This is a genomic window from Phenylobacterium sp., from assembly GCF_030646615.1.
Taxonomy (GTDB): Bacteria; Pseudomonadota; Alphaproteobacteria; order Caulobacterales; family Caulobacteraceae; genus Phenylobacterium.
In genome coordinates this window covers 132,278-157,299 of sequence record NZ_JAUSLG010000073.1, presented here as the reverse complement: position 1 = coordinate 157,299, position 25,022 = coordinate 132,278, and the positions used below count along the sequence as shown (strand labels likewise).

Below are 25,022 nucleotides of genomic sequence, written 5' to 3'. Positions count from 1 at the left end.
GGTGGTTGCGATTGAAATGTCTGATGGCGCCGCAGAGACCGCGCCCGGCGATAGCGCTGTGGTTCGGAAGGCTGTCTCGGCGGTTTCGGCCGCTCTCGGCCCAGCCAATCCCGCTTCCACCAAGAAGATGTGGCGTTGGGAGCGCCAGGGCCTCTGTGTCAACGTCCATCGAGAGGGGCGGAGAACAGCGACCGTTTGGATTGCCGGTGGCGGCATCGCGGCGACCGCTCGGATCAACCTGGCTGCAACGCTTGAGCTAGAACCAGGTACACCACCGAAGAATTCAAACTGCTCGGCGCCGATTAAGGCCGGACCAACCTGGTTCACCTATGCGTCCGCGGACCACGAATTTACTTTGTTATTGAACTTGCTGACGGATCTCGTTGGGGGAGAGGCTGAATTGAGCGATTTGACTGAAGCGGATGCTGAACTTGAGGACATGAGCGGTGCGGAAGAGGCGCCGCTTGAACTCGAAAGCAGCGAACGGCGCCTGGCGACGCAGTCGCTGGACCTCTCGATCGAGGCACTTGTCGCCCGTATCAGCCGCAACGGCCTTATCCTGCAACCCGAGTTTCAACGCGATTATGTGTAGGGACGCGCAATAGTGAACGGCTCGACGCGAGATTCATGACGCCTTTCGACGCACATTAGCTGAGACGTTCGCCGCTCCGGGGCGCACATTGTGTGAGACTGAGATCACAATGATTGAGACCGACGCGCACTATTTGAGACCGACCCACGGTCGGTGAGACGCGTCTCAGAGCGGGAGGCATTGCGGGTGATCGCCATGGCGTGTGCGACGATCCTCCGCAATCCGACGACCGCTGCGCGCCGGATATCTGAACTGGATCGGTCGGAACGAGTATCACCTCGAAACGCACGTAAACGCCGGGGCGAGCGCCTTTGCAAGAGACCTAGCGCCTTGTCCGAGTGTCCCCGTGAAGCCTTAGGGGCAGGGCCAGGCTTCGCGGAATGCCAGACTGACCCCGGCGAGCATCGGCAGATCCGCAGCCTGCGGGGATCGGCGCGCCCATCCCGTGTAGAGGGGCGCCAGATCCTCCACCCGGTAGGAGACAGCACAGGTCCCGGCCTTGTGCCCTCCTGCGCCGAAAGCCTGCAGCGTGTCGGCGGCGGCCATGAGGTAGCCGGCGCACCAGCTCCGAGGGTCTGAGCCATTGACCTCGCAAACGGCCTGGAGCCCCGCCACAGTCATGGTGAGCGGTGGCCCGTTCGGGCCTACCCCCTGCAACGCTGTCGGCTCACGATCCTTGCCCGCCACGGCCCAAGTCACTCCGCTGGAGAGCGCGGCGGCCAAGACCGCCGTCGCCGCCATGCCGGCCCAGGTCCTCATGGCTTGGCGGCCTTGACGTGATCCAGCGCCGACCGAAGCCCGCGCCCGAGCATCAGCGCGTCGTCGTTCGCCCAGAAATGCATGAAGAACAGTCGCGGCTCGTCGTCCAGCATGTGGTTGTGGAGCGCGGTGACCTCTATGCCGTTCGCCCGAAGCGCCCGGATCACCGGGTTCACTTCGTCGGACGTCAGGACGAAGTCACCGGTGATGGCGGCCTTGCCGCCGCCGGTGGGCTGGAAGTTGATGACCGTGGCCGAGCCCATGGCTTCGGGCACCACAGCGCCGGCTTCCCGAACCGGCTCCGCGCGCGGAACACTGAACTGGTAGATGCCGCCCGTGGCCTTGCCCTTGTAGCCCAGCGTGCGGTCAAGGCCGGCCGTGTCGATCGCGGGAGCGGGCGTAGCGGGCGCGACCGTGGATGCCGCCCCCATCGGGGTCTTGCTTTGCGTGATCGCCTTCTGCAGCGCCGCGGCAAGCTTCACCGGATCTCCGTGACCACCTACGTGCATGTACATCGTGGCCGGCGAGGACCGCAGAAGGTGGTTGTGGAGCGCGGTCACTTCGAGGCCGTTTTCGACGAGAACCTTCATGACCGGGTTCACCTCCTCGTGCGTGAGAACCAGGTCGCCCATGACCATGGCGTGGTCGCCCATGTCCTGGAACGCAAGCCAGGATCCGAGCGCCAGCGCAGGCCTGATCGGCACCCCGTCCAGGGTCACCTTGAGATCGGTCCGCGGCATCCCGACTCGATAGACTCCGCCGGGCTGCACAGCGCCCTCTTTGCCCAGTGCGCGGCCCACGGCGGCCCAGTCAGGGGCCGCGCTCGCGGCTTGGCCAAAAAAGGCGCCGGCGACGAGCGTCAGCGTCAGCGTAATTCGCTTCATAGATATTCTCCTCGTTCGCCGCAGCGCCCGTGCGCTGCGGCTCATCAACACGGTTTCGACAGTCAACAACTTGTTGGGCCGGCTATGGGGACGTGGGCGTCCAGACTGGCGTCTGACCCCGCGGGGGGGCTTTGCTCACCCATAGGCGAACCAGCCCGCCGCCCCGGCGGCGAAGATCACGGCCACGATGTTGAGCTTGCTCTTCCAAAGATAAAGGATGGCAAGCGCGCCAGCAAAGATGACCAGGGCTGGCCAGAGCACCGGGACCCGTTCCGCCGTCGCCTGCCCGAGCTGCAGCGTCGTTGCGGCGATCAGGCCCACCACGCCGGCAGCGACGCCCTCCAGGAGCGCGTGCAGCTGCTTGACCTCCAGGACGGCTTCCAGACGATCGTAGAGGATCAGCGAGAACGCAAAGGCGGGCAGGAAAATCCCGGCGGTCATGGCTAGGGCGCCAATCGGGCCGCCGCCGACGTAGCCCACGAAGGTGGAGAAGATGATCAACGGCGCCGGCAGGATGCCCGAGAGCGCCAGACCGTCGAGGAACTGACCGTCGGTCATCCAACCCCGCCCCACCGCGTCGTTCCGGAGAAACGGGATGGCCGTGTACGCTCCGCCGAACGTCAGCAACCCGGCTTTGAGACCGGAGAGGAAGAGAGCCACCGGACCAGCCGATGCGCCGACGGCTTGCACATCGCCCGGTTGAACGCCCGGCGACCACCAGATGACGGCGGTCGCTAGGGCGACCCCGATGAACGCGCACACGAGCGCCAGAGATTGCCGACCCGATGCAGCAAGCGCATAGACCACCCCGGCGATGGGCAGCACGACCCAAAAGCTCGCGCCTAGGAGCGATGCCAACCCGACGCCGAGGGCCAGGCCCCAGAGCCACCGGTCGTTCAGCACATGTTCGCCGATCCGGTGCACCGCTCGCACGATCATGGCGACGACGCCCACCTGCACGCCGAGGAAGGCGGCGCCGAGCGCAGACGACTGGATGTCCATCGCGAAGTAGAGCCAGGACAAGGCGAACATCAGCAGGAAGCCGGGAAGCATGAACGCCAGCCCCGCGAGCATGCCTCCGAGCCGGCCCTTGGCGCGCATGCCAAGGTGAACACAGAGCTCATGGGCCTCTGGCCCAGGGAGAACCTGCATGACAGCGAGCAGGCGATTGAAGCGCGCGCTGGAAATCCAGCGTTCCTCCTCGACCAGTTCCTTCCGTAGCATCGCGATCTGGGCCACCGGCCCGCCCCAGGCCATCAGCCCGAATCGCAGGAAGCGTAAGAACAGCTGCGGATAGCTCAGCGCCGGCGGCTGCGGCTCGGCAGCCATATCGAGTTCGGCAGACGCGGTCATGCCATCACTCCGCTGTGGCTCAGATCGCACGCGCGATTGCGTGGCCGCGCTGAAGGATGGCTCGCGAAATCGCCCAAGCAAGGCGGACCGACCCGGCTTTCGCGGTGACGTTCGCTTGCTAGGAAAAAAGAAGCCCACGCGGGCTCGACGCACAAACCGAAATCCAAGGCACACGCTCCCCTGCGCGCGCCTTACGCGCACGCTCCAAGGAGCGGATCTTGGACGACCGGGCCGTCTAACCGGGCGATCCGCGATGGCCCGGTGGGCGATAGCTACCGCCTTGCAAGCGCGATTGGAAGGGCCTGCTCGTCCAATTGGCGCCGCGCAGCCCGTCAGGGCCACAGCCGCTCACGATTCGACATCGATGCGTATCAGGCGACGGCGCGGGCGAAGCGCGCGTTGTCGCCTCCCCAGGAGAACGCCTTCATGTAGGCGTCGACGTGAGCTCCCCGTAGTCCATGTGATAGGCGTGCTCGTACATGTCCAAAGCAAGCAGCGGCCGGCCATCGGCGATTTGGGTGTGGTCGGAGGCCCACTGATGGACAAGCCGCTGGTCGCGCTCGCTCCAGGCCAGCAGAACCCAGCCGGAACCGCCGCCGAGCGCCTTGCCCATGCCGGCGAACTCCGCCGCCCAGCTATCGTGGCTTCCGAAGTCACGTTCGATGGCGCTCGCGAGCGGTGCGACCGGCGCGCCACGTTCGCCGAGCCTTCGAAATGCACCTCGTGCAGGACCATGGAGTTCCAGGCGAACAGTTCCTCGCGCAGCTCAACGAAATCGCAGCAACAATTGCCCTGGCCTTTCAGCGCCGCGCGAAACCAGAGACGTCATTGAGACGCTAATCACGCCAATGGGCTCGCCCGCGTCACCCCCCAGGAAAACGGCCGGTTTCCTGACGGTCGCCGCAATTGGCCCAGGAGTGATCCTGCGCCACCAGAAAACCCGTTGCGGAAATGATCGCAAGCTTGCACCCTCCGATCTGTCTTTTCTGACGGAGCGGCCGGGTGCTGGTGGGTTACGTTCGCGTGTCCAAAGCCGACGGGAGCCAGACGTTGGCGCCGCAGCGTGACGCCATGGCCGCAGCCGGCGTCGAACCTGACCGCATCTATGAGGATTTGGCCTCCGGCCGGCGTGATGATCGGCCGGGACTGGCGGCCTGCCTCAAGGCGCTCCAGCCTGGCAATACCTTGGTGCTCTGGAAACTCGACCGGCTCGGCCGAGATCTCCGCCACCTGGTCAACACTGTCGATGAGTTGCGGACGCGCGGGGTGGGCCTGAAGGTCATCGCCGGAGCTGGCGCGCAGATCGATACGACGACGGCCAACGGCCGCTTGGCGTTCGGCATCTTTGCGGCCTTCGCCGAGTTTGAGCGCGAGCTGATCTCAGAACGGACCAACGCAGGCCTGGCCGCAGCGCGGGCCAGGGGACGTATGGGCGGCCGACCTCGCAAGATGGACCGGGCGACGTTGATGATGGCCATGGCGGCGATGGCTGACCGCGAGGCCAAAGCCACGGAGGTGGCCCGCCGCCTGGGTCTGACCACCACGACCCTCTATGTTTACGTCAACGGCGATGGAACGCCCAAGGCGGCGGGCCAGGCCCTACTCGATGCGCCAGCGGCAGTTCGGCCGCGCCAGCTTCAAGTGGCTGGCTGATGGCGCCGAGCACCAGCGTCCCCGTTGAGGCGCTGGTGATGCTCCGTCGGCGTCTGGCCGCCTTGCCGGCCAAACACCCTGATCGTCAGCAACTCTTGCTCTCCACCGGCACGCTCTACGGCGTCAGCCGGGCTACGCTGTATCGTCTGCTCCGTGGGGGCGGCCATCCCCGCCATGCACATCGCGCCGACCGTGGCCGGCCGCGGGTCTTGTCGGGCGCCGAAGTCGAAGGTTGGTGCGAGATCATCGCGGCGATGAAGGTGCGAACCACCAACCGAAAAGGGCGACATCTCTCAACGGTCCGCATTCTCGAATTACTAGAGAAGCATGGGGTCGAGACCCCGGACGGCCTGCAGAAGCTTCCACCTGGCAAGCTGACCGCTTCGACCATCAACCGTCACATGCGTCGCCTCGGCTACGACAACGAGCGGATGACCCGGCCGCCGCCAGCAGTGCGGTTTCAAGCCGAGCAGTCGAACGCGTTGTGGCATTTCGACATGAGCCCTTCGGAGCTGAAGCAACTCGCCGTCCCGCCCTGGATCGATCCTGATCGGAACGGCGCGCCGACGCTGATGTTGTTCAGCGTGGTCGATGACCGCTCCGGCGTCGCCTATCAGGAATATCGTTGTGTCTATGGCGAGGACGCTGAATCGGCGCTGCGTTTCTTGTTCAACGCCATGTCGGCCAAGCCGGACGAGGCCAATCCATTCCAGGGCGTCCCCACGACGCTCTATCTCGACAATGGCCCGGTCGCGAAATCCGGGGTGTTTCAGCGCGTGATGGAGAGCCTCAACATCGAGGCGATAATCCACATGCCAGCCGGTAGCGATGGCCGGCGGACCACAGCCCGGGCCAAGGGCAAGGTCGAGCGGCCGTTCAGGACCGTGAAGGACGCCCACGAAACGCTTTATCACTTCCATCAGCCCGAAACCGAGGAAGAGGCCAACCGCTGGCTCGCCCGCTATATCGCCACCTACAACAGCGGCGATCATCGATCCGAGCCGCACAGCCGCCTTCATGACTGGCTCGGCAATCTGCCGCCCGATGGCGTGCGCCAGATGTGCGCTTGGGAGCGGTTTTGCACCTTCGCCCGTGAACCCGAACGACGCGCGGTCGGCATCGACTGCCGGATCACGGTGGCCGGCGTCACCTATGAGGTCGATCCTGAGCTGGCGGGCGAGACCGTTGTCGTCTGGTGGGGCCTCTTCGATCAGGAGCTATTCGTCGAACAGGGCGAGGAGCGCTTCGGACCCTACACCCCGGTCGGTGGCCCGATCCCCCTTCATCGCTATCGAAAACATCGCAAGGGTCGTCGCGAGGTTCGCGCCGACAAGGTCGGAGAGCTGGCGGCGCAGCTCAAGCTCCCGCGTTCGGCGCTGAGCGGCGAAGACGATGTGGTGATGATCGGCGTTCAACAGGATTCGGCCGCGCTTCCATCCAGACCGTTCCGCGACCCCGACCCCTTCCACGAGTTGGCCTTTCCGAGCGTTCTGGCGGCCCGGCGGGCCATCGCTGACGAAGTGCGCTTCCCGCTGGCCAAGCTGTCCGATGACGACCGCCGCTTTGTCGATGACCTGCTTCGCCGGACGCTGGCTAGGCCGGAGATTTTGGCGGCGATACGCGAGCGATTTCCCCAAGGGCGCCGAGGAGGGCTCTACGGATGCTGACCGAAGTGATGGAATATTACGGCCTCGAACGATCGCCGGTCGATGTCGAATTCTTCGAGACTGATCACCACGCTCAGATCTCGCGCGACCTGCGCACAGCGATCATGAGCGGTCGGCTGATCGCGCTCACCGCCGTCATCGGGTCCGGCAAGACGGTGCTATCGCGTCAGCTTCGGACCGAACTTGAGCGTGAAGGGCGGGTCATCGTCTCCAGGTCCCTGACGGTGGACAAGGTGAAGATCACGGTTCCCCTGCTGATCTCCGCACTGTTCTACGATCTGTCGTCGGACAAGGCCGTCGTCATTTCCCGCCAGAGTGAACGACGTGAGCGCGACCTTCAGGAACTGTTTCGCAAGGCCAAGAAGCCAGTGGCCCTATTCATCGACGACGCCCACGCCTTGCACCCCAAGACGCTGACCGCGCTCAAACGTCTCATCGAACTCGTCGTGGAAGGCGGCGGACAACTCTCCGTCGTTCTGGTCGGCCACCCCAAGCTCAAAAATGACCTGCGGCGGCCCAGCATGGAAGAGGTCGGCGACCGGACGACTGTTTTCGAGTTCGGAGGGTTGCGCGAACGGCAGCGTGACTTTCTCGACTGGACCCTCAAGAGTTCCCTCCACTCCGACGCCCAACCTGAAGACGTCATCACAGAGGAAGCCGCCACTTTGCTTGCGGTGCGTCTGAAGACGCCGTTGCAGCTCAGCAGTTCGCTGGTGCGGGTGTTCGAGGCCGGTTTCGAGGCTGGCGTGAAGCCGATCGACAAGGCGATCGTCGAGACCGTCTTGTCGCGCCGCGCCGACGATCTAGAGCCGCAGTTGACGCGGCACGGCTACGATCTCAAGTCTCTCGCGGAATTGTTCGACGCCAAGCCGGCAGAGATCCGGCAGTTGTTCCGCGGCGGGCTCGATCCCGCCCGCTCGACGGAGTTGATGGAGGAGATGCGCGCCGCGGGCCTGCCGCTCTGAAGCGTCTCATCGACCGTGCGTCGGTCTCAAATAGCGCGCGTCGGTCTCAACCATTGTGGTTTCAGTCTCACACAATGTGCGCCGAGTAGGCACAGACGTCTCAGCTAATATGCGTCGAAACACGCCTTGTATCTCGCGTCGAGCCGTTCACTATTGCGCGCCGCTACAATTATGTCTGGTCCGCCGGCAAGGCCAGCGCCTTGGTCGAATCTGTCCTGATGCGGATCCCACTGCCCGTCGTCTACCTCGCGGAAACTATGGAGGGAGACTGGGAGGTCGTTGACGGCCAGCAGCGCCTGACATCGCTCCACAGCTATGTCGTTGGGCGGTTTCCCGATGGAACGGCCTTCCGGCTTGGCCAGATGAACGTCCGCAGCGACCTGAAGGGCAAGGCGTTCAAAGACCTCCCCAAGGCGGATCAGAACGCCATCCTCAACTACACGCTACGAGCGGTCATCCTGCAAAACGAGTCCCATCCGGACCTGAAGTTTGAGGTGTTTGAGCGGCTAAATTGCGGGTCGGTTCAGCTGAAGGACGCAGAACTCCGCAACTGCATGTACCGCGGCGCCTACAACGACATGCTCAATGAGCTCGCGGAAAATCCATTCCTGCTCAAAATCCGCCATGCCGAGGCCACGCACAAGCGGATGGAGGATCGCCAACTCATCCTGCGGTTCTTCGCGATGAAGCGAAACTCCCACCTCAACTTCAAGGGTGGGATGAAGCAGTTCATGAACCGGGAGATGATCGCCCATCGCCATGCCTCGCCAACCGAGATTTCGGCGCTGAAGGCCATGTTCGAGAGCGCGATCGAATGCGCCTGGGCGGTGTTCGGACCCAATGCCTTCCGGCGTTGGTCCGCCGGTGATGACCGCGGCCCGGAAGGCCACTGGGAGAGCAAGCTCAACGTCGCCCTCTGGGACACCATCCTCTACACCTTCGCTTTCTTTGAGAAACGTCAGATCGTCCCCGTCGCCGACGCGATCCGGGAGGAATTCTTGGATCTGATGTCCAACGACGACACCTTTGTCGATTACATCGGGCGGACAACCGACAAGCCCGACAGGGTTCGCTACCGGGCCGACACTTGGCGGCAGCGCCTTGAAGCCGCAGTGGTGGTTCCAGCAGGGGAAGTCCGGGCTTTCAGCCGCAAGCTCAAGGAAGATCTGCACGCCGCCGATCCGACGTGCGCGATCTGCAGCCAACACGTCCATGCCCCGCAGGACGCGGAAGTCGATCACATCAAACACTATTGGCGTGGCGGCGCGACGATCCCAGAAAACGCCAGATTGACGCATCGGCATTGCAACCGCGCGAGAGGCGGTCGCTGAGGTGATGAAGCGGACGGTCCTGTTAGTGTTGTGCCTGGCCGGCTGCGGGTCTCCCGAACCCGCCGCTCCCCCGAAACCAGCGCCGCCCGAGAAGGTGACGTTCGACGGCGTCACCTTCCCCGGCGGCCCAGCCGACGCCAAGGCTTCCGGCCTGATACACTGCGACGGCAGCATGAGCGGGTTCACCTGTGAGAAAACTTCCCAGGCGGCCTTACTCGGCGTGCCTGCTCTGAAGGCGGCGGCCTGGCTGAAGCCGCCCGAACGCTTCCAGGTCACGGCACAGAACCTGGATCCCCCGAAGCCCACGCCCGACGACCTTCGGTATGATGACGTGTCATTCTACTTCGAGGAGACGCGCCACAAGTACCCGTGCGAGGCGGACACCCCCGGCGATCCGACGGCCTGCGTCGAGAACCCCGAGCGGGGCATCCCAGCTGTTGAGCGCAAGCTGATCGACGACGGCTGGAAATTCTCTGAATGGAGGTCGTACCGGACCTACGTGAAGCTGGGCATCCCAATGGAGATCACTGTGGGCGGCATCGGCGGCGACCGGGACTCTATCAGCCTTCGGCGAATGGAACTCGCGGAAGTCGCTGAGAAGCATCAGGGCATCCTCACGAAGGAGGCCGAGCAGCAGCAGAAGGTCGGCCAGGAGAAAGCTTTCATCGAACAGATGGCGAAGTGACCGTCTTGAGGGAGGTCCTCCGCCTCGAGCCGTCTTTCCGCATCGCTTAATTGTCCTTGTGGCGGCGCCGGAGCAGCCTCGGCGCCTGAGGCCAGATGTCGTTCTGCCTCACCATCCCTACGCTACAGCGCCAACGCCCGCGCCAGATCGTCATGCTCAAACGCGCTCTCCATGCGCCGGATCTCCGCCGGCCGCGCGCCGGCCGCGGCGGCCACGTCTCGCCACCCACGGGTCACCTGAGCCACCCCTCCGACGAGGTCACGGGCCTCCGCATCGCTGAGCGAGAACAACCCGGCCACCGACAGCACCAGGTCCAGGTCACAGGTGCCATCATCAAGATCGATGGTCGTGGTCAGGATCCGCGCCTTCACGTCCACCGGCGTCGGGTTGAGATCGTAGGCCGGCGACAAGGTCCAACCGCCCTGCCCCAGCCACAGGAAGCCGTGGTTGCGCAGGTGATCGTCGACATTGGAGATCAGGACGTTCAGCACCATCCGGCGATAGAGTTCGGCGGCGTCGCGCTGCGCCTGGGCCCCGGTCTGCACCAGCACGTCGACCAGCTCGGGATAGCTCCCCCGTTCCCCATCCTTCAGGCCCATCATCGACAGCGCCGACAGGAACGGGATGCGTCCCTCTCCCTCGCGGTCGAACCGACGCGATAGCAGGATCGCCTGGCCGGCCACCTCGATCAGTTCATGGGCGGCCACGCGGACGCCGGCCATCCCGGCCAGGGTCAGGGCCACCGATTCCCAGCGCTCGACGCTGTAGTCGTCATCGGGCTTGGGGAACTTGGCGATCGATAGCCGGCCGTGCTGGTCGATCACCGAGGCCTTGGGCCGGGCGCCGCCGAGCGAGGACCCCGGCGCGAAGATCATCTGCAGATCCGCGTCGGTCTCCTCATCGCGCAGGATCCGGTCGGTCACCGCCATCAGCCGGCCAAGCTCGACCAGGCCGGGAACACCCTGGGCCGTCGGCGTCTCGAACACCTCGCCGCCGGCATAGCGGAAGCGCAGCGCTCCCAGGCGCGACACATCGGCGACCCCGATCAGATAGTCGGCCTCGGCCAGGGTGCGCACCGCCCTGCCCTCCCGCTCGGCCAGGCGCCGCTCGGCGCGCTGCATCAGCCGCCGGCCCCAGGTGTCGGGCGCCGAGTCACCTAAGGATCCGAACATGGCCAGGCCCGCCGCCGGCGCAAAGGCGCCGCGGTTCAGGGTCAGGGCCGGCTCCAGCGAGAACCGGTCAGGGTCGGTCAGCCAGTCGGGATGGTATTCAAAGGCCACGGCCTCGCCGCCGCGCCGGGCCTGCCGGTGCAGGGTTCCGACGCGCTGAACGCCGCCAGGCCGGTCGATGTGGACCTCGATGTCAGGCATGGCGCGCGCTCCGAACCCGCAGACGCACCCGCTTGGGCAGCGCCTCGTCAGCCAGGGACAATCCAACCTCGTCCTGGCCCGGCGCGGCGAGATCGCCAAGGCCCTCAAGCAGGCCCAGCGCCTGCAGCACGGCCGCATAGATCCCCATGGCCACCATGGGGTCGCCCGCCTCGACCTTCTGCAGGGTCTGGCGCGTCGTAAACGCTCGCTCGGCCAGGATCTCCATGGTCAGCTGGCGACGGCGGCGCGCATTGCCGATATCCTCGCCCAGCTTACGAAGCGCACGGCGAGTAGCGACGGAAGGGCGGTGTGCGGCGGGCATAATGTTATCTTGTGATGACGTTATCGGGTTTTAATGTCGTAGAAGTCTTACATTAAAATAGAGTTGGCGCCCAGTCCTCCCGATCGTAACCGCGCCCCATACTCCCCCAGCGACGTGAGCTAGTCACATACCGAGCGCTTTTCGCAGGTCGATGCATCGGCCGCCGGTAAGGCGGAATGAGTAACTCTGACGTTGGCCAGTCAAGTGGTCGCCCAACGCGACCGCGGCAGCGGTGGCCTTGCCCAGCGCCGCAGGCGCCTGGGGCAATCGAGGGGTGGAAGATTCCTCATCCAGGACATGGCCGATATAGGCGTTTCGATGCTTGACCTTCATCTCGTTGATCAAGTCGCGGTAGTTTTTGATGGCGGCGTCCGCCTCCGCCTGAGCCTTCGCCGAGAAAGCGCCGGCGTCCTTCAAGCACTTCGCCACCGCGGGGAAAGACCGCTGGCCGCGGCCGCGATCGTCGAGCGCTGTCAGGCGCAAGATCAGGTCCCGCTGAACGGCCTCGATCAGAAAGAACTCTTCGGCCAGATGTTCCGCCGACCAGGTCGCGAGACCTTCTAGCTGAGTTCGGCGGTGATAGACGTATGTCCCGATCAGGATCCACAGCAGGTCGTTCGTCAGGGCGTCGAGGCTCTTCTGGGCGGCGGCGGCCATGGCGGGTCTCGTTGGAATGCTGCTTCGGCGAAGGATTAGTGGGATCTAGAAGACTTGATCACCACCTCATCGGCGGAAACGTCAGCTAGCTGAATCGGTCCGACGCCCTCGTCGACAACTACCGCCCGGGCCACCTCGTCGCCTATCCGCGTCAGTTCGTAGACGATGACCATCTCGAATTGCCTGGTGATGAGATAACCGCGGGACGCCAACCAATCTCCCTGCTCCACCACAAATCGGCGGCTATGACGCATGCCAATTCTGTCGAGCAGTTCAACGACCAGATCGGCGTTACTCGCGCCTCCTCCCCATCGCAACATGCGCAGAAGCCATCCACGAGCCGCGCGAGCCGTGGCTTGCTCGGCCGCTTCCAGCAAGACCGCGTCACCAATGGCAGCGGGATTTACCGATTTCGTCAGGATGATCTCCAAAGATGTATCTGTTCTCGCGCGCCGTGCGCGTCTGAAAGACATTCGGCTCGCCGGCCCATACTGATCGTAGCGCCTGTGCATCATGTAGGCGACGTCGTGCACGCGCGCGTCGCTATGGACAGTGCCTAAGACAACTACGTCCCTGCGCGGGCATAGCGCCTAGTGGAGAGAGTGCCGATTTTGAACCAGACCTTTGACGCCATCATCATCGGAGCCGGCCAAGCTGGCCCTTCTCTGGCGGGGCGGCTCACTGCAGCCGGCCAGACGGTCGCGCTGATCGAGCGTGAACATCTCGGCGGGACCTGCGTCAACACCGGCTGCATGCCGACCAAGGCCATGGTGGCCAGCGCCTATGCCGCGCACATGGCGCGGCGCGCGGCTGACTACGGCGTCACGGTTGGCGACGTTGGGGTAGACATGAAGCGCGTTCAGCAGCGCTCCAAGACCGTGACCCTCAACTCGCGCGGCAACCTCGAAAGCTGGCTCGCCGACATGGAGGGCTGCACCTTGTTCCGTGGCCACGCCCGCTTCGAGGGCGCCCACTCGGTCCGCGTCGGCCAGGCCCTGCTCACCGCGCCCAAGATCTTCCTGAACGTCGGCGGACGCGCCAACGTCCCCGACATGCCCGGCCTCGCCGGCGTGCCGTACCTGACCAACGTCGAGATGATGGAGGTCTCCACCCTCCCCAAGCACCTGATCATCGTCGGCGGCAGCTACATTGGGCTTGAGTTCGCCCAGATGTATCGGCGGTTCGGCGCCGAGGTGACGGTCATCGAGATGGGCGACCGCCTGATCGGCCGGGAAGATCCCGATATCTCCCAAGCCGTGCTGGAGATTCTCCAGGCCGAAGGCGTGAAGTTCCGCCTGCGGGCCGAGTGCATCAGCTTCTCGCCCTGCGATGAAGGCGTCTGCACCAATGTTGTCTGCGACAATCCCGAGGAGCCCCAGGTGAAGGGCTCGCACGTGCTGCTGGCCATCGGCCGGCGTCCGAACACCGACGACCTTGGCCTGGACAAGGCCGGAGTGCAGGTCGACCCACGCGGCTACATCGTCGTCGATGACCAGCTGCGCACCAATGTCGACGGCGTCTGGGCAATGGGCGACTGCAACGGCAAAGGCGCCTTCACCCACACCGCCTACAACGACTTCGAGATCATCGCCGCCAACCTGCTGGACAACGACCCGCGCAAGGCCAGCGACCGGATCACCTGCTACGGCCTGTTCATCGATCCGCCGCTCGGCCGGGTCGGGATGAACGAGGCGGAAGCCAGGGCGACGGGTCGGCCGGTGCTAGTCGGCAAGCGCGCCATGACCCGCGTCGGTCGCGCCGTCGAAAAGGGCGAGACCCAGGGCTTCATGAAGGTTCTGGTCGACGCCGAGAGCAAACAGATCCTCGGCGCGGCGATCCTCGGCCTGACTGGCGACGAGGCCATCCACGGTATCATCGACGTCATGTACGCCAGGGCGCCCTACACCACGATCCAGCGGGCCGTTCACCTTCACCCGACGGTCTCGGAACTGATCCCGACGATGCTGGACGAGCTCAAATCGCTGTAGTGCCTTGGCAAAGGAGGGGGGCGCCGCCAAAGCGCGCAAGGTCCGCTATTGTCGCCCAATGCGTAGATCGCCAAGCTCCTCCGAAAAGCCTGCCACGCTACATACTGCGATCATCGCGAACGCGGGCGACATGTGGGTCAAGCTCGCCTGGGATGTCGATGTCTGCCGCGACCTGCAGGTCAGCTAGGAGCCGCGACAATGGCGGGGCCGAGCACGCCCGCCGGCCGCTCTCGGTTTCCGGGGCGTTGCGGGGTGTCCCCGCAGATGGGGTCGGCCGAGACCATGGCTCGGCCGCAGGGGAACGCTTTCCCCAAAGAGCGCTAATGCTTCAAGATCAGCAGCAGACCGCAAAAGGCGACGCCCGCCACGGCGATCACGCCATAGATCCACAAGGGCCGCCCGCGGCGCAGGCGCGCCCCCCCGGCTAAGACGATTGGTCGACTGGATCATCGAGCCATTAGACGCGATGCAGCCCGGCACGCCAAGGCCGGGTCACGCGGTGCCTCCACCGTTCAATTTGCATGGATTCTTAATGACATTCCTTGCAAAATCGCTTCGGAGGCCTAGATTGGAGCCATGAGCAAGTTCGACCAGTTCAAGGCTAAGCTCCGCCCCGGACAGACCTACCGGCGGGCGGACCTGGCCCAATGGTCGACGGCCGTCGATCGCCACCTCAAGGAAGCGGTGCAGGCCGGCGTGCTGACCAAGCTGGCCGGCGGCCTCTACTATGCGCCCAAACAGACGGTGTTCGGGAAGGCCCCGCCCGAGGACAACACCCTGGTGTCGACCTTCCTCAAGGGCGGCCCGTTCCTGCTGGCCTCGCCCAACGCCTACAATGCGCTGGGGGTCGGCACGACCCAGCTGCACAACAAGACCGTGGTTTATAACCACAAGCGCCACGGCAAGTTCGCCCTGGGCGGCCGCACCTACGACTTCCGCATGAAACCCGCCTTCCCCAAGAAGCTCAGCCGGGAATTCCTGCTGGTCGATCTGGTCAACAACCTCGACCAGCTAGGCGAGAGCGCCGACGAGGTGCTCGAGCGCGTCAAGGCGCGCCTGGCCGCCAGCGATACGGCGCGGGTGAAGAAGGCGGTCCAGAGCTATGGCTCGGAACGGGCCAAGAAGTTCTTCGCCCGCGCCCTTGCCGAGGTCGGGATGCAGGATGCCGCCTGACCTCCTGCACAACCATCGTCAGTTTGCCGATCTGATCCGCATCGTCGCCGAGGCGCAGGGTATCGCCCCGGCGCTGGTCGAGAAGGACTATTGGATCATGCAGAGCCTCTACGGCCTGCAGCAGCTGGGCCTGACCTTCGAGCTGAAGGGTGGCACATCGCTCTCCAAGGGCTACGGACTGATCAGTCGTTTCTCGGAAGACATCGACATCCGCATCGCGCCGCCAGCCGATCCGCCAGTGATGATCGGCCGCAATCACGACAAGGCGGCGCACGTCCAAAGCCGCAAGGACTTCTACGATCGGCTTGCGCAGACCATCGTCATCGACGGCATCACCTCGGTCGAGCGCGACACGGCGTTTGATGACCCTCGCCAATATCGCAGCGCCGGCATCCGCCTGACCTACGCCAGCATCAATGGATCTGTCGAAGGCCTAAAAGACGGCGTGCTGCTGGAGGTGGGCTTCGACGATGTCGCACCCAACGAAGCCCGCGACATCTCCTCGTGGGCCTATGACTTCGCCGCCAGCCGGGTCGAGATCCTCGACAACCGCGCCCTGGGCGTCGCCTGCTACCATCCGGGCCATACGCTGGTCGAAAAGCTGCAGGCGATCTCCACCAAGTTTCGCCTGCAGCAGGAGACGGGGGCGTTCCCGCCCAACTTCATGCGCCACTACTACGACGTCTATTCCTTGCTCAAGGATCCGACCGTGCAGGTGTTTGTCGGCACGCAAAACTATCTCGACCACAAGGCCAAGCGCTTCCCAAAGGCCGATAATCCGATCATCGCCGAGAACGAGGCCTTCGTGCTGAGCGACCCCGAGACCCGCGCCACGCTGCAGAAGGCCTACGCCGCGTCGAGCGCGCTCTATTTTCGCGGCCAGCCGGCCTTCGACGACATCCTGGCTAAAATCGCCAAGTGGGCGCCCAAACTGTAGGTCAGCGGACCATCGCCGCGGTCGGACCGACGACGCTCGCCGAAGGCCAAGGCATTGGGCGATTTGACCGTCGCGGTCCCGCTTATCCGCAATGCGAGTCTGCGCCTCTTAATTTTGGGCTTGAGTCTGTAGTCGCTACAGACCGTATCTAACCGTCATGAGCCTCATCGCCATGCTGCGTCTTGCCTGCAGCGTCGCTCTGAAGGTTCCAGCGAAGCTGCCGAGGCCATGCCGATGAATATCCAGAATCCGCTCACCCGCGCGGCGGACAAGGCCGGCGTCATCGGCTCGATCGTCACCGCCATGGGGTGCGTGGCCTGTTTCCCCGCACTTGCCAGCCTTGCCGCCGCGCTGGGTTTGGGTTTTCTGAGCCAGTACGAGGGCGTTTTCATCCGCTATCTCCTGCCGCTCTTCGCGATAATCGCGCTCATCGCCAACACCGTCGGCGGGCTTCGACATCGCCGCTGGGGGCGAATGGCGTTGAGCGTCGTCGGGCCGATCTTGGTCCTTGCGGCGGCTGTGCTCATGTCGACCCGCGGTTGGCCGACAGCGTGGCTCCTCTATCCCGGGCTGACCTTGATGGTGGTCGTCGCGATCTGGGATCTCCTGGCGCCGCCCCGAAATGCTCCCGCCGGCGCGGGCTATGTATCCACCGGCAACCCCTGAGGAGTCTGCACCTGTGACCGCCGCAATCAGCCTGAGTATCGACGGAATGACCTGCGACTCGTGCGCCACGCACGTCCGGGAGGCCTTAGAGCGCGTCCCTGGTGTGCGCTCGGCCGCCGTCTCCTATTCGAAGGCCCGCGCGGACATCGCGGCCGATGCGGGGGTGAGCGCCGAGGCCCTGACGGCGACGGTCGCGACCCTCGGATACAGCGCCGCGGTCGCTGCCGCGGTCAGCGCGCCCGCGGGGGTCGTCGACAAGGCTCCGGGCGTCCAGGCGAACGACGTGCAACGGAGCGGCGGCGGCATCCCACTGCACATCGCGGTCATCGGCAGCGGCGGCGCGGCGATGGCGGCGGCCCTGAAGGCCGTCGACCAGGGCGCCAAAGTCACCCTCGTCGAGCGCGGCGTCATCGGCGGAACCTGCGTCAACGTTGGCTGCGTGCCGTCGAAGATCATGATCCGCGCCGCGCATATCGCCCATCTGCGCCGCAAAAGCCCGTTCGACGATGGGATCGAGGCGTTCTCCCCCGCCATCCGGCGCGACCGGTTGTTGGCCCAGCAGCAGGCCCGCGTCGATGAACTCCGTCACGCGAAATACGAGAACATCCTGGCCGACACCCCGTCCATCACGGTGTTGCGGGGCGAGGCGCGCTTCCGGGACGCCCACAGCCTCTTCGTGCGCCACGCCGACGGCGCCGAGCATCATCTCACCTTCGACCGTTGCCTGGTCGCCACCGGCGCCAGCCCGGCCATACCGCCCGTTCCCGGGTTGTCGGATACGCCGTACTGGACCTCGACGGAGGCCCTCGAGAGCGAGTCCCTCCCAGAGCGCCTTGCGGTGATCGGCTCGTCGGTCGTCGCCGTCGAGCTGGCGCAAGCCTTCGCCCGGCTCGGCAGCAAGGTCACGATACTGGCGCGCAGCACCCTGTTCTCTACTGAGGACCCGGCTATCGGCGAAGCGGTCACGGCCGCCTTCCGCGCCGAGGGCATCGAGGTGCTGGAGCACACCCAGGCAAGCCACGTTGCCTTCGCCGACGGCGAATTCGTCCTCGCCACCGGCCAGGGCGAGGTGCGCGTGGACCGTCTGCTCATCGCCACGGGCCGCACGCCCAACACCCAAACCCTCGCCCTGGAGACGGCCGGTATCGCCGTCGACGCCCACGGCGGCGTGGTCATCGATAAGGCCATGCGCACCAGCGCCCCGCACATCTACGCCGCAGGCGACTGCACCGACCAGCCGCAGTTCGTCTATGTCGCGGCCGCGGCCGGAACCCGAGCGGCGATCAACATGACCGGCGGCGAGGCCTCCCTGGATCTGGCCACGATGCCGGCGGTCGTCTTCAGCGACCCGCAGGTCGCCACGGTCGGGCTGAGCGAGACGGAGGCTCAGCAGGCCGGGATCGAGACCGACAGCCGGCTGCTAACCTTGGACAACGTCCCGCGGGCGCTCGTCAACTTCGACACCCGCGGCTTCATCAAGCTGGTCGCGGAAGCCGGCAGCGGCCGGTTGATCGGTGTGCAGGCGGTGACGCCGGAGGCGGGCGAGATTATCCAGACGGCGGCGCTCGCCATCCGGGCGCGCATGACCGTGGGCGAACTCGGCGACCAGTTGTTCCCCTACCTGACCATGGTGGAAGGCCTGAAGCTCGCGGCCCAGACCTTCACCAAGGATGTGACGCAGCTTTCCTGCTGTGCGGGATGAAGCTTTGCGGACGACGGACAGGGCGCGCCGGAAGATAACGATAAATCCAGGCGATTAAGCGCAGGGATGCTCCGCCCTAGCGCTTCCAAGCGGCGTGATCATCTCAGAGAGGCGGGCGGGCACGACGCCTCAGGCCCAAGACGTCCCGGGGTCCATTGTCGCGACCCCACTCGGCCAGGAGGGACGGTCTAACTGCGTCAAAGCGACGGCGCCGCGGCATCGTCCCGAGCAGCGACATCGCTCATCCGCGGGCGTTTCGGATCAGGGCCAGGGCCCACGGCTCGACGAACGGCTGCCAAGCCAGAGCCAATAGGGTGAGCAAGGTGGCCGCGCTCAACAAGCCAATGCCCAGGTGCGAGGGTGCGGCGCAGGCGTTGTCCACCTTGCACATCCGTGCGCGCCGCCAAGTGAGCACCCAGCCGACACCGATCACGACCAGCGCGGCGAGCGTGATCCAGGTCCGCTGACCGGCGATCCAGCTAAAGCCTCCAAGGCCTAGACCGGCCAAGGCCAGTGACATCGGCAGGACGCAGCAAGCGGCCCAGGCGAAGACGGCGCCCGCTGCGGCGGCGAACGCCGCCCAACTCAAGGCCGTCTCGGCGGGCCTGCGCCCTGGTCCGTCTCGTTGGGCGCGAAGCCCGTTAGATGCCGTCATGGCGCCCACTCCTGGTGCAAGCCCGATGATGATGCCATCTGTAGCGACTACAGACTCAAGTCCTAATTGAAAGCCACACCCCCATGGCCGAACATGCGATCCAGATTGGCGAGCTCTCACGCCGCACGGGCTGCAACATCGAGACGATCCGGTACTACGAAAGGATTGGCCTCATGCCAGCCCCGCCGCGGCGCGGCCGCTACCGCAGCTACGACGCCGACCACGTGGGTCGACTTGGCTTCGTGCGAAGGGCCCGCGAACTGGGCTTCACCCTGGATGAGGTGCGGACCCTTCTGGACCTGGCCGCCGGGGGAGCTGCCGCATGCCTTGAGGCTCGCACTCTCGCTGCGTCGCACCTGCTCGATATCCGGGCCAGGATCGCCGACCTACGGCGGATGGAGCGGGTGCTAAACCAGTCAGTTCAAGCCTGTGACGCCGAGCAGGCTTCGTGCTGCCCGCTCATTGAGGCCCTTTACGCCGACCACGGAAAATCAGCTGGGGGCCGCGCCACGAAGATTGCGATCTAAGGGCGCGACTAGACCGGATCCGCAGCGGGCGGGAACAAGCGCCTCAGGTGACAAAAACCGGTGCAAACCCGCCGCCGGGGGTCCTGAAATTGGTGGTTTGGCCCTGATAGACCCGCGCCGCGGTCAGAAGCGGCGACCCCCCGTAGGTGTAGAGGCGAACGTCGAGCTTTAGCGCCTTGATCTCCCCGTCGATCCTGATCCGACGCTCGCTTGGAACGGCCAGCTCCTGGGCAATGTAACCGCCCTGTCGAACGGCCTCCCAGACGCCGCGCGTCATCTTATCGCCGCGGTAGACCGCCTTACCCCCATGGCCGCCGGCCGGTTTGAAGAAGTAGCGCTTCCGGGCCGACCAGAGCTCATCGGCGTTCGCGGCGGTCACCATTACCGTGTGGGGAACCGCCAAAAGGCTCTGCCGCTGATCGGGCGTCAGCCCGAAAGCTTTGGCGGCGACAGAATCGGATAGCAGCGTCAGGTTCCGCTTGTCAGCGAAGAGCGCGTGGTTGCGGGGGCTCGGCGTTAGGACGACGGCGCCGCCAACGTAGGCGTCTCGCAAGGCTTCATGGCCGGCAGCTTCCAATGAGAAGTCCACAAGGCGATTGTAAACGAGGTCGATCACCTCCCCGTCGTGCTGCAACACCCCTCCGGTAAAGCGAAGCTCGCCCGGGTCGACGATCCAGACCTTGGCGCCTTGGCGCTCAAAGAACCGCTGCGCCAGCAGGAATTCAGGAAACAGATACTGCTCGCGCGGCCGGTCATCGACGATGGCGATCGTGCGCGGCTGGTCCGTCCGCCCCTGCAACGCCCATTCGGCCAGGAACATCGCCCAGACCGCAGCGTCAAACGCCTCCATCGGGGCGGCTCTGATCGCGTCCTCTGCTTCGCGGCAGCACGCGCCCTGAGCACGGGCCAGGAAGGCGTTCAGGAAGGCGCCGCCCGCGTTGGTGTTGACCTCGATCAGCTTGGGCCCGGCGGCGCCGAGATGAAAGTCGTAGCCCATAAAGACTCCACGCGGTCCGAAGTCGTGGCGCGCGATGTCCGGCGCCCACGCGAGCACCGCGGCTTGGTAGGCTGGATCCTCGGCTGCGGCTTCAACCGCATCGACGACGGCGAGCATGGCCTTGAGGTCATGGGCGGCCAAAAAGACCGGCATGGCCGCGAACAGATGCGGACGAGCCGCGAGCAGAGCGACCGCGAGATCCGGCTCGGGCGCTTCCGCCTGGATCGCGGTGACCAAGCGATCGCTGTCCAAGGTGACGCAGAAGCACCCGCTGTTGAGGGCCGCGTCGCGGTCGCTCAAGATTGGCGGGTCGTCGGTCATGCCCGCCCCTTCGTGTCGACTGGCGCTTCGCCGCCCCCCAGGGCGGCCAAGGCCAGGCCCAGCGCCCACGCCAGAACCGGCAAAATCAAGAGCCAACGGAAGTCCGACCCGAGGGCGAAGTTCACGGCGCTCATTCCCGCCACGGACATGAGCCCGGCCAGACCGAGAAGCAGAAGCTCATACCTCGCCATGGCTTTCCCCTGGGCGAGACGCACCGCCACCCCGGCGACAAGCACGCCAAGGGCCGCCATCTGCCCGCCCACGACTGCGAACACCAGGCCCAGCCACCCCTCGAGGCGAGGCAGAACCTCGGTCAGTCGCGACGCGGTCGCGCCCAGAAAGCGCAGATCTTCGGGAAGTAGGGGCGGTCGCACCACCACAAAATAGGCGCCGAGACCAAGCTGATAGGCTGCGCAGGCGCCGAACAGCCCGGCGGCGGCGCGTCGTGTGCGAAGCTGTGGCGCGTGCGGCCCCGCGCGGATCACCGTTCGAGAAAGGCTAAGGCGTTGAACGCCAGGGCCACCAAGGCGCCGCCAAGCGCGCCGAAGCCGAGCGACCAGCAAAGGCCGGCCCCCAGGGCCGCCGTCGAGCCGGCTGGGGCAAGGGTGAACAGCGACAGGTACATATGGCTGGCGTTCGCCCATCCAAGCGAAGCGGCGATCCAGCAAAGGACATACAGCGCGCCGAGCGCGATAGCGCCGGCGGCAGCGCAGCGGAAAACCGGCAGTCGGCCGCGGATCACGTGGGTGTCGGCCAGGTTTGCCATGGAGAAGGGTCCTTCGTCTAAGAGAAGACTACCCCCATTGTATCGGTTCCGCTTTGATCTCGATCACGGCCTGTGGGCTATGCCGTCTGCAGCGCGTAAGCCCCCTCCCCCCAGCCCGTCACCCGCATGATCTCCGACACCCGACGCCCGCCCGGTGTGCGCGCTATGTGAATCACCAGGTCGATGGCCTGCCCAATGGCTCGGTGTGGGATGCGCTGGGTCACCTCGCCGATCAGATCCTCCAGCCGGCTAAGGCCCTCCGCGGTGCTGTTGGCGTGCAACGTGGCCAGCCCCCCAGGATGGCCCGTATTCCAGGCCTTCAACAGATCGAGCGCCGAGCCGTCCCGGACCTCGCCGATGACGATGCGGTCGGGCCGAAGCCGCAGGGTGTCGCGCACCAGGTCGGTCATGGTCACCGCGGGCTCGGTGCGTTTAGTCAGCATCTGGATCTGGTCGGCCGCCGAGCACTGCAGCTCGGCCGTATCTTCGATCAACACCACCCGGTCCGCGGCAAAGGCCGGCTCCGCCAAGATGGCGTTTGCCAGCGTGGTCTTTCCCGAACCCGTGCCGCCGACGATCAGAAGGTTCTCGCGCGCCTCAGCCGCGGCCCGGATGATCTCGGCCTGGGCGGCGCTCATCATGCCGCCCTCGACATAGTCGTCCAGGGTGAACACCACCTCGGGCCGCTTGCGGATCGCAAAGGCCGGCCGCGCCACGACCGGCATGAACGCGCCCTGGAACCGTTCTCCCGTCTCCGGCAGGGTGGCGCTGACCCGGGGCCGGTCGCGGGTGACCACTTCGCCCGCGTGGTCGGCGAGCAGCCGCAGAATCCGGTCGGCGTCGGCCGCCGCCAGCAGTTGCCCCGTCCAGGAGCGGCCCTCCCCGATCCGGTCGATCCAGATCTTGCCGTCGGGATTGACCATCACCTCGACCACTAGGCGGTCGGCCAGAGCCTGCGCGATCACCGGCCCCATGGCCTGGCGCAGGGCGGCGACCTTGCGGTCGAGAACAACGGGATGGCGTTCGGTCATGGGGCGCTCACGCAAAGGGAGGGGTCAAAGACTGCCATCGTCGTCATCGGCCCGTAGAGCCGCGATAGGGGCCATGGTCAGGTAATCGGCGGTCGATACCACCTCGGGCTCGCCTGGGGCCTCTGCAGGCCCCTCAGCGCCGCTGTAGCGGGGTTTGGGCACGCGAACACCGGCGAAGGGCTCAGGCGGCGCGCAGACGGCCCTGACGCCTCGCCAATCGATGCTGGCCGGTCCTGGCAGGTCCGCGGCGCCCGGCCGCTGCTCGTAGGCCGCCGGCACGCCATGGAAGTAGTCGCCGGTGCGCGCCTTGAAGAACGGCTCTTCGTAGTAGCGGATCTTGTCGGCCAGGATCGGCTTGGTGTTGTTGACGAACAGGAACTGCTTGCGATCGTCGAGGCCCCGCACGTCCTCCTCCGACAGGATGTAGCGCTGCTGTTCGGACTGCGAGGTCGACCGGTGCGCCCGCCCGAACAGGCTGCGCGGGTCGCTGTAGCTCTCCCGCATCTCCAGCGCCTTGCCGGCGCGGCGCGTGACCTTCTCGATGCTCGTCGGCTCCGACGTCGCGAAGGTCGCGGTGATGTGCATGTTGTCGAATAACGGCGTTTTGTCACCATACCTGGAGAACACGTCGTTGAAGCTCTGGCACACCAGGTGGGCGGTGATCCCGTAGCCGGCCATTTCGCCCATCGCATTTTCCAGAAAAGGCAAACTGCCAAGCTTGGGAAACTCGTCGAGCAGCAGCAGAAGCCGATGACGTTTGCGCCGCCGCCGGCTATCATAGTGCTCGTGCTCCATCAGGCTGTTCACGCTCTGGCGGATGAACACCCGCACCAGGAACGCCAGGCGGTCGGCATGGGCCTGCGGGGTGATCAGGTAGAAGGTCACCGGCGCCTCGGCGCAGACCAGGTCACCGATCGAGAAGTCGGACCAGCTGGTGGCGTACTCAACCAGCGGATCGGCCCACAGCGACAGCGACGCCCGGCAGGTGGCCAGCACATTGGACTTCACCCGCTCGTCCATGCCGGCCAGCGCGGTCGCCCCCAGCTTCACCTCGGGATGGATCTCTGGGATCGGCGCGCCGCCCTCGTCGCGCGCCAGGCCATCGGCCGCGTGATAATCCGGCCGATGCCGGTGATGGGTGTGCAGCATGGCGTGCAGGGTCGGCTCGATATCGATCAGCAGCCGGCGAACCTGGGCGAGGTTCTTGAGCTCGTCGGGCTCGCTGTAGAGGACGTGCAGGATCACCGCCGTGAAGAAGTCGGTAGCGCTCTGGTCCCAGAAGTTCAGGTCGCCGGCCTTGCGGCCCAGCGGGTCGACCAGGATGCCGACCACGTTCTGAATGTCGGCGATTTCCATCGGGCCCTTGCGGACTTCGAACAGCGGATTCCAGCGCACCGTGTTGGGGTCGGTCGGGGCGAAGTAGAAGACGTGGCTGAACGTCTTCCGATGATCGGCGGTGATGTGCCAAAGCTCGCCCTTGCGGTCGTAGACAAAGGCGCTCTCGGGCCAGGCCACCAGGGTTGGCACCACATGGCCGGCCCCCTTCCCGCTTCGCGAGGCGCCGACGATGATCGCGTGCTCAGGTCCGCCATAGGTCAGGTAGCGGCCTTTGAAGCGCCCCAGCACCCGGCCCCGGACCTGGCCGCCTTGCCCGAACAGTTTGGCCCGCGCGACGTCCGCCAGATCCGCCCACGCGTCGCGGCCAAACGCCTTGGGCGCGCGCGCCGAACCGCGCGTCGCCAGCGCCACCAAAAGGATCGGCGCCAGGGCGACGGCGAGCCCCACCAGGCCCGCCCCGTCGAACAGGCGCGGATAGCGCGGTTGCAGGGCCAGATACCACTGCGCGAAGGCCCACGGCCGATAGAGGCGCACTGGACCGATATCGGCCCAGCCCGGCCCCAAGGCGGCGGCGTAGTGCAGGCCATGCGCCGCCTGCTGGGTCGCCCAGCCGAGGCCCAGCAAGATCGCCAACAGCGCGATCGGCAGCACCAGGGCGAGGCGTTGGGATGTGCTCATGGGGA

The 25,022-nt window shown here is 65.5% G+C and carries 25 protein-coding genes; 12 read left to right on the top strand and 13 right to left on the bottom strand.

The window, feature by feature from the left end; all coding sequences use genetic code 11:
- The first annotated feature begins 1 nt into the window (after window position 1).
- The gene (locus tag Q7S93_RS13265) at window positions 2-592 is read left to right on the top strand and encodes a hypothetical protein (RefSeq protein ID WP_304714364.1); all 591 of its coding nucleotides are present in this window, start codon (window positions 2-4) and stop codon (window positions 590-592) included.
- A gap of 755 nt (window positions 593-1,347) precedes the next feature.
- Here Q7S93_RS13265 and Q7S93_RS13260 read toward each other — a convergent pair.
- From Q7S93_RS13260 to Q7S93_RS13250, 3 genes are all read right to left on the bottom strand, one after another.
- The gene (locus Q7S93_RS13260; protein WP_101711774.1) at window positions 1,348-2,235 is read right to left on the bottom strand and encodes a DUF1259 domain-containing protein; all 888 of its coding nucleotides are present in this window, start codon (window positions 2,233-2,235) and stop codon (window positions 1,348-1,350) included.
- A gap of 135 nt (window positions 2,236-2,370) precedes the next feature.
- Entirely contained in the window at window positions 2,371-3,588 is a 1,218-nt protein-coding gene (gene chrA / locus Q7S93_RS13255) for a chromate efflux transporter (RefSeq protein ID WP_171012804.1), read from the bottom strand.
- Window positions 3,589-4,012: 424 nt separating this feature from the next.
- Window positions 4,013-4,252, bottom strand: a complete 240-nt coding sequence (locus Q7S93_RS13250) for a Fe-Mn family superoxide dismutase (RefSeq protein WP_240633938.1) — start codon at window positions 4,250-4,252, stop codon at window positions 4,013-4,015.
- Between the two features lie 338 nt (window positions 4,253-4,590).
- On the opposite strand from Q7S93_RS13250, the gene Q7S93_RS13245 reads away from it, so the two are divergent.
- The 5 genes from Q7S93_RS13245 (at window position 4,591) to Q7S93_RS13225 (ending at window position 9,889) form a co-directional block, all read left to right on the top strand.
- Window positions 4,591-5,241, top strand: a complete 651-nt coding sequence (locus tag Q7S93_RS13245; RefSeq protein ID WP_101711775.1) for a recombinase family protein — start codon at window positions 4,591-4,593, stop codon at window positions 5,239-5,241.
- Window positions 5,241-6,908, top strand: a complete 1,668-nt coding sequence (locus tag Q7S93_RS13240) for an IS481 family transposase (protein ID WP_304714363.1) — start codon at window positions 5,241-5,243, stop codon at window positions 6,906-6,908. Before Q7S93_RS13245 ends, Q7S93_RS13240 begins: the two co-directional genes overlap by 1 nt.
- Entirely contained in the window at window positions 6,902-7,873 is a 972-nt protein-coding gene (locus tag Q7S93_RS13235; protein WP_101711777.1) for an ExeA family protein, read from the top strand. Before Q7S93_RS13240 ends, Q7S93_RS13235 begins: the two co-directional genes overlap by 7 nt.
- A gap of 107 nt (window positions 7,874-7,980) precedes the next feature.
- Window positions 7,981-9,204, top strand: a complete 1,224-nt coding sequence (locus Q7S93_RS13230) for a GmrSD restriction endonuclease domain-containing protein (RefSeq protein ID WP_370652161.1) — start codon at window positions 7,981-7,983, stop codon at window positions 9,202-9,204.
- 4 nt (window positions 9,205-9,208) lie between these two features.
- Window positions 9,209-9,889 (top strand): hypothetical protein, encoded by a 681-nt coding sequence (locus tag Q7S93_RS13225; protein WP_304714362.1) that lies wholly within the window; start codon window positions 9,209-9,211, stop codon window positions 9,887-9,889.
- Between the two features lie 122 nt (window positions 9,890-10,011).
- On the opposite strand, the gene Q7S93_RS13220 is transcribed toward Q7S93_RS13225, so the two are convergent.
- From Q7S93_RS13220 to Q7S93_RS13205, 4 genes are all read right to left on the bottom strand, one after another.
- Complete coding sequence (locus tag Q7S93_RS13220; RefSeq protein ID WP_304714361.1) at window positions 10,012-11,259, bottom strand: type II toxin-antitoxin system HipA family toxin; 1,248 nt, start codon at window positions 11,257-11,259, stop codon at window positions 10,012-10,014.
- Complete coding sequence (locus Q7S93_RS13215) at window positions 11,252-11,581, bottom strand: XRE family transcriptional regulator (RefSeq protein ID WP_304714360.1); 330 nt, start codon at window positions 11,579-11,581, stop codon at window positions 11,252-11,254. The genes Q7S93_RS13220 and Q7S93_RS13215 overlap by 8 nt, the downstream gene beginning before the upstream one ends.
- A gap of 123 nt (window positions 11,582-11,704) precedes the next feature.
- Window positions 11,705-12,238, bottom strand: a complete 534-nt coding sequence (locus tag Q7S93_RS13210) for a hypothetical protein (protein WP_304714359.1) — start codon at window positions 12,236-12,238, stop codon at window positions 11,705-11,707.
- 35 nt (window positions 12,239-12,273) lie between these two features.
- Window positions 12,274-12,669: a hypothetical protein gene (locus Q7S93_RS13205; protein ID WP_304714358.1), complete on the bottom strand. Its 396-nt coding sequence runs from the start codon at window positions 12,667-12,669 to the stop codon at window positions 12,274-12,276.
- A 171-nt stretch (window positions 12,670-12,840) separates the two neighbouring features.
- Between Q7S93_RS13205 and Q7S93_RS13200 the strand changes: the two genes are divergently transcribed.
- The 5 genes from Q7S93_RS13200 to merA all read left to right on the top strand — a co-directional run bounded on the left by Q7S93_RS13200 (window position 12,841) and on the right by merA (window position 18,704).
- Entirely contained in the window at window positions 12,841-14,226 is a 1,386-nt protein-coding gene (locus tag Q7S93_RS13200) for an FAD-containing oxidoreductase (RefSeq protein ID WP_304714357.1), read from the top strand.
- A 576-nt stretch (window positions 14,227-14,802) separates the two neighbouring features.
- A complete protein-coding gene (locus tag Q7S93_RS13195; RefSeq protein WP_304714356.1) occupies window positions 14,803-15,399 on the top strand; it encodes a hypothetical protein in 597 nt (198 codons plus the stop codon).
- Window positions 15,389-16,336 (top strand): nucleotidyl transferase AbiEii/AbiGii toxin family protein, encoded by a 948-nt coding sequence (locus Q7S93_RS13190; RefSeq protein WP_304714355.1) that lies wholly within the window; start codon window positions 15,389-15,391, stop codon window positions 16,334-16,336. Before Q7S93_RS13195 ends, Q7S93_RS13190 begins: the two co-directional genes overlap by 11 nt.
- A gap of 228 nt (window positions 16,337-16,564) precedes the next feature.
- Window positions 16,565-17,002: an organomercurial transporter MerC gene (gene merC, locus Q7S93_RS13185; protein WP_441339429.1), complete on the top strand. Its 438-nt coding sequence runs from the start codon at window positions 16,565-16,567 to the stop codon at window positions 17,000-17,002.
- A 13-nt stretch (window positions 17,003-17,015) separates the two neighbouring features.
- Window positions 17,016-18,704, top strand: coding sequence for a mercury(II) reductase (gene merA / locus Q7S93_RS13180; RefSeq protein ID WP_304714354.1), 1,689 nt, complete (start codon window positions 17,016-17,018; stop codon window positions 18,702-18,704).
- 241 nt (window positions 18,705-18,945) lie between these two features.
- On the opposite strand, the gene Q7S93_RS13175 is transcribed toward merA, so the two are convergent.
- Entirely contained in the window at window positions 18,946-19,293 is a 348-nt protein-coding gene (locus Q7S93_RS13175; protein ID WP_304714353.1) for an MFS transporter permease, read from the bottom strand.
- Between the two features lie 149 nt (window positions 19,294-19,442).
- On the opposite strand from Q7S93_RS13175, the gene Q7S93_RS13170 reads away from it, so the two are divergent.
- Window positions 19,443-19,886, top strand: a complete 444-nt coding sequence (locus Q7S93_RS13170) for a MerR family transcriptional regulator (RefSeq protein ID WP_304714352.1) — start codon at window positions 19,443-19,445, stop codon at window positions 19,884-19,886.
- A gap of 43 nt (window positions 19,887-19,929) precedes the next feature.
- On the opposite strand, the gene Q7S93_RS13165 is transcribed toward Q7S93_RS13170, so the two are convergent.
- The 5 genes from Q7S93_RS13165 to Q7S93_RS13145 all read right to left on the bottom strand — a co-directional run bounded on the left by Q7S93_RS13165 (window position 19,930) and on the right by Q7S93_RS13145 (window position 25,017).
- Window positions 19,930-21,204, bottom strand: a complete 1,275-nt coding sequence (locus tag Q7S93_RS13165) for a hypothetical protein (RefSeq protein WP_304714351.1) — start codon at window positions 21,202-21,204, stop codon at window positions 19,930-19,932.
- Entirely contained in the window at window positions 21,201-21,689 is a 489-nt protein-coding gene (locus Q7S93_RS13160; RefSeq protein WP_304714350.1) for a hypothetical protein, read from the bottom strand. Before Q7S93_RS13160 ends, Q7S93_RS13165 begins: the two co-directional genes overlap by 4 nt.
- On the bottom strand, window positions 21,686-21,970 hold the full coding sequence (locus Q7S93_RS13155; protein ID WP_304714349.1) for a hypothetical protein: 285 nt from the start codon (window positions 21,968-21,970) through the stop codon (window positions 21,686-21,688). Before Q7S93_RS13155 ends, Q7S93_RS13160 begins: the two co-directional genes overlap by 4 nt.
- Before the next feature lie 77 nt (window positions 21,971-22,047).
- Window positions 22,048-23,001 carry a P-type conjugative transfer ATPase TrbB gene (gene trbB / locus Q7S93_RS13150; protein ID WP_304714348.1) on the bottom strand — a complete coding sequence of 318 codons (954 nt, stop codon included), beginning with the start codon at window positions 22,999-23,001 and terminating at the stop codon, window positions 22,048-22,050.
- 24 nt (window positions 23,002-23,025) lie between these two features.
- Window positions 23,026-25,017: a type IV secretory system conjugative DNA transfer family protein gene (locus Q7S93_RS13145; protein ID WP_304714347.1), complete on the bottom strand. Its 1,992-nt coding sequence runs from the start codon at window positions 25,015-25,017 to the stop codon at window positions 23,026-23,028.
- Window positions 25,018-25,022 lie beyond the last annotated feature (5 nt).

What these genes read in the sequence shown, in the direction of transcription:
- Q7S93_RS13260 (WP_101711774.1), bottom strand. Translation starts at nt 2,235, where the DNA reads ATGAAGCGAATTACGCTGACGCTGACGCTCGTCGCCGGCGCCTTTTTT.
- chrA (WP_171012804.1), bottom strand. Translation starts at nt 3,588, where the DNA reads ATGACCGCGTCTGCCGAACTCGATATGGCTGCCGAGCCGCAGCCGCCG.
- Q7S93_RS13240 (WP_304714363.1), top strand. Translation starts at nt 5,241, where the DNA reads ATGGCGCCGAGCACCAGCGTCCCCGTTGAGGCGCTGGTGATGCTCCGT.
- Q7S93_RS13235 (WP_101711777.1), top strand. Translation starts at nt 6,902, where the DNA reads ATGCTGACCGAAGTGATGGAATATTACGGCCTCGAACGATCGCCGGTC.
- Q7S93_RS13225 (WP_304714362.1), top strand. Translation starts at nt 9,209, where the DNA reads ATGAAGCGGACGGTCCTGTTAGTGTTGTGCCTGGCCGGCTGCGGGTCT.
- Q7S93_RS13220 (WP_304714361.1), bottom strand. Translation starts at nt 11,259, where the DNA reads ATGCCTGACATCGAGGTCCACATCGACCGGCCTGGCGGCGTTCAGCGC.
- Q7S93_RS13215 (WP_304714360.1), bottom strand. Translation starts at nt 11,581, where the DNA reads ATGCCCGCCGCACACCGCCCTTCCGTCGCTACTCGCCGTGCGCTTCGT.
- Q7S93_RS13210 (WP_304714359.1), bottom strand. Translation starts at nt 12,238, where the DNA reads ATGGCCGCCGCCGCCCAGAAGAGCCTCGACGCCCTGACGAACGACCTG.
- Q7S93_RS13195 (WP_304714356.1), top strand. Translation starts at nt 14,803, where the DNA reads ATGAGCAAGTTCGACCAGTTCAAGGCTAAGCTCCGCCCCGGACAGACC.
- Q7S93_RS13190 (WP_304714355.1), top strand. Translation starts at nt 15,389, where the DNA reads ATGCCGCCTGACCTCCTGCACAACCATCGTCAGTTTGCCGATCTGATC.
- merC (WP_441339429.1), top strand. Translation starts at nt 16,565, where the DNA reads ATGCCGATGAATATCCAGAATCCGCTCACCCGCGCGGCGGACAAGGCC.
- Q7S93_RS13170 (WP_304714352.1), top strand. Translation starts at nt 19,443, where the DNA reads ATGGCCGAACATGCGATCCAGATTGGCGAGCTCTCACGCCGCACGGGC.
- Q7S93_RS13165 (WP_304714351.1), bottom strand. Translation starts at nt 21,204, where the DNA reads ATGACCGACGACCCGCCAATCTTGAGCGACCGCGACGCGGCCCTCAAC.
- Q7S93_RS13155 (WP_304714349.1), bottom strand. Translation starts at nt 21,970, where the DNA reads ATGGCAAACCTGGCCGACACCCACGTGATCCGCGGCCGACTGCCGGTT.
- trbB (WP_304714348.1), bottom strand. Translation starts at nt 23,001, where the DNA reads ATGACCGAACGCCATCCCGTTGTTCTCGACCGCAAGGTCGCCGCCCTG.
- Q7S93_RS13145 (WP_304714347.1), bottom strand. Translation starts at nt 25,017, where the DNA reads ATGAGCACATCCCAACGCCTCGCCCTGGTGCTGCCGATCGCGCTGTTG.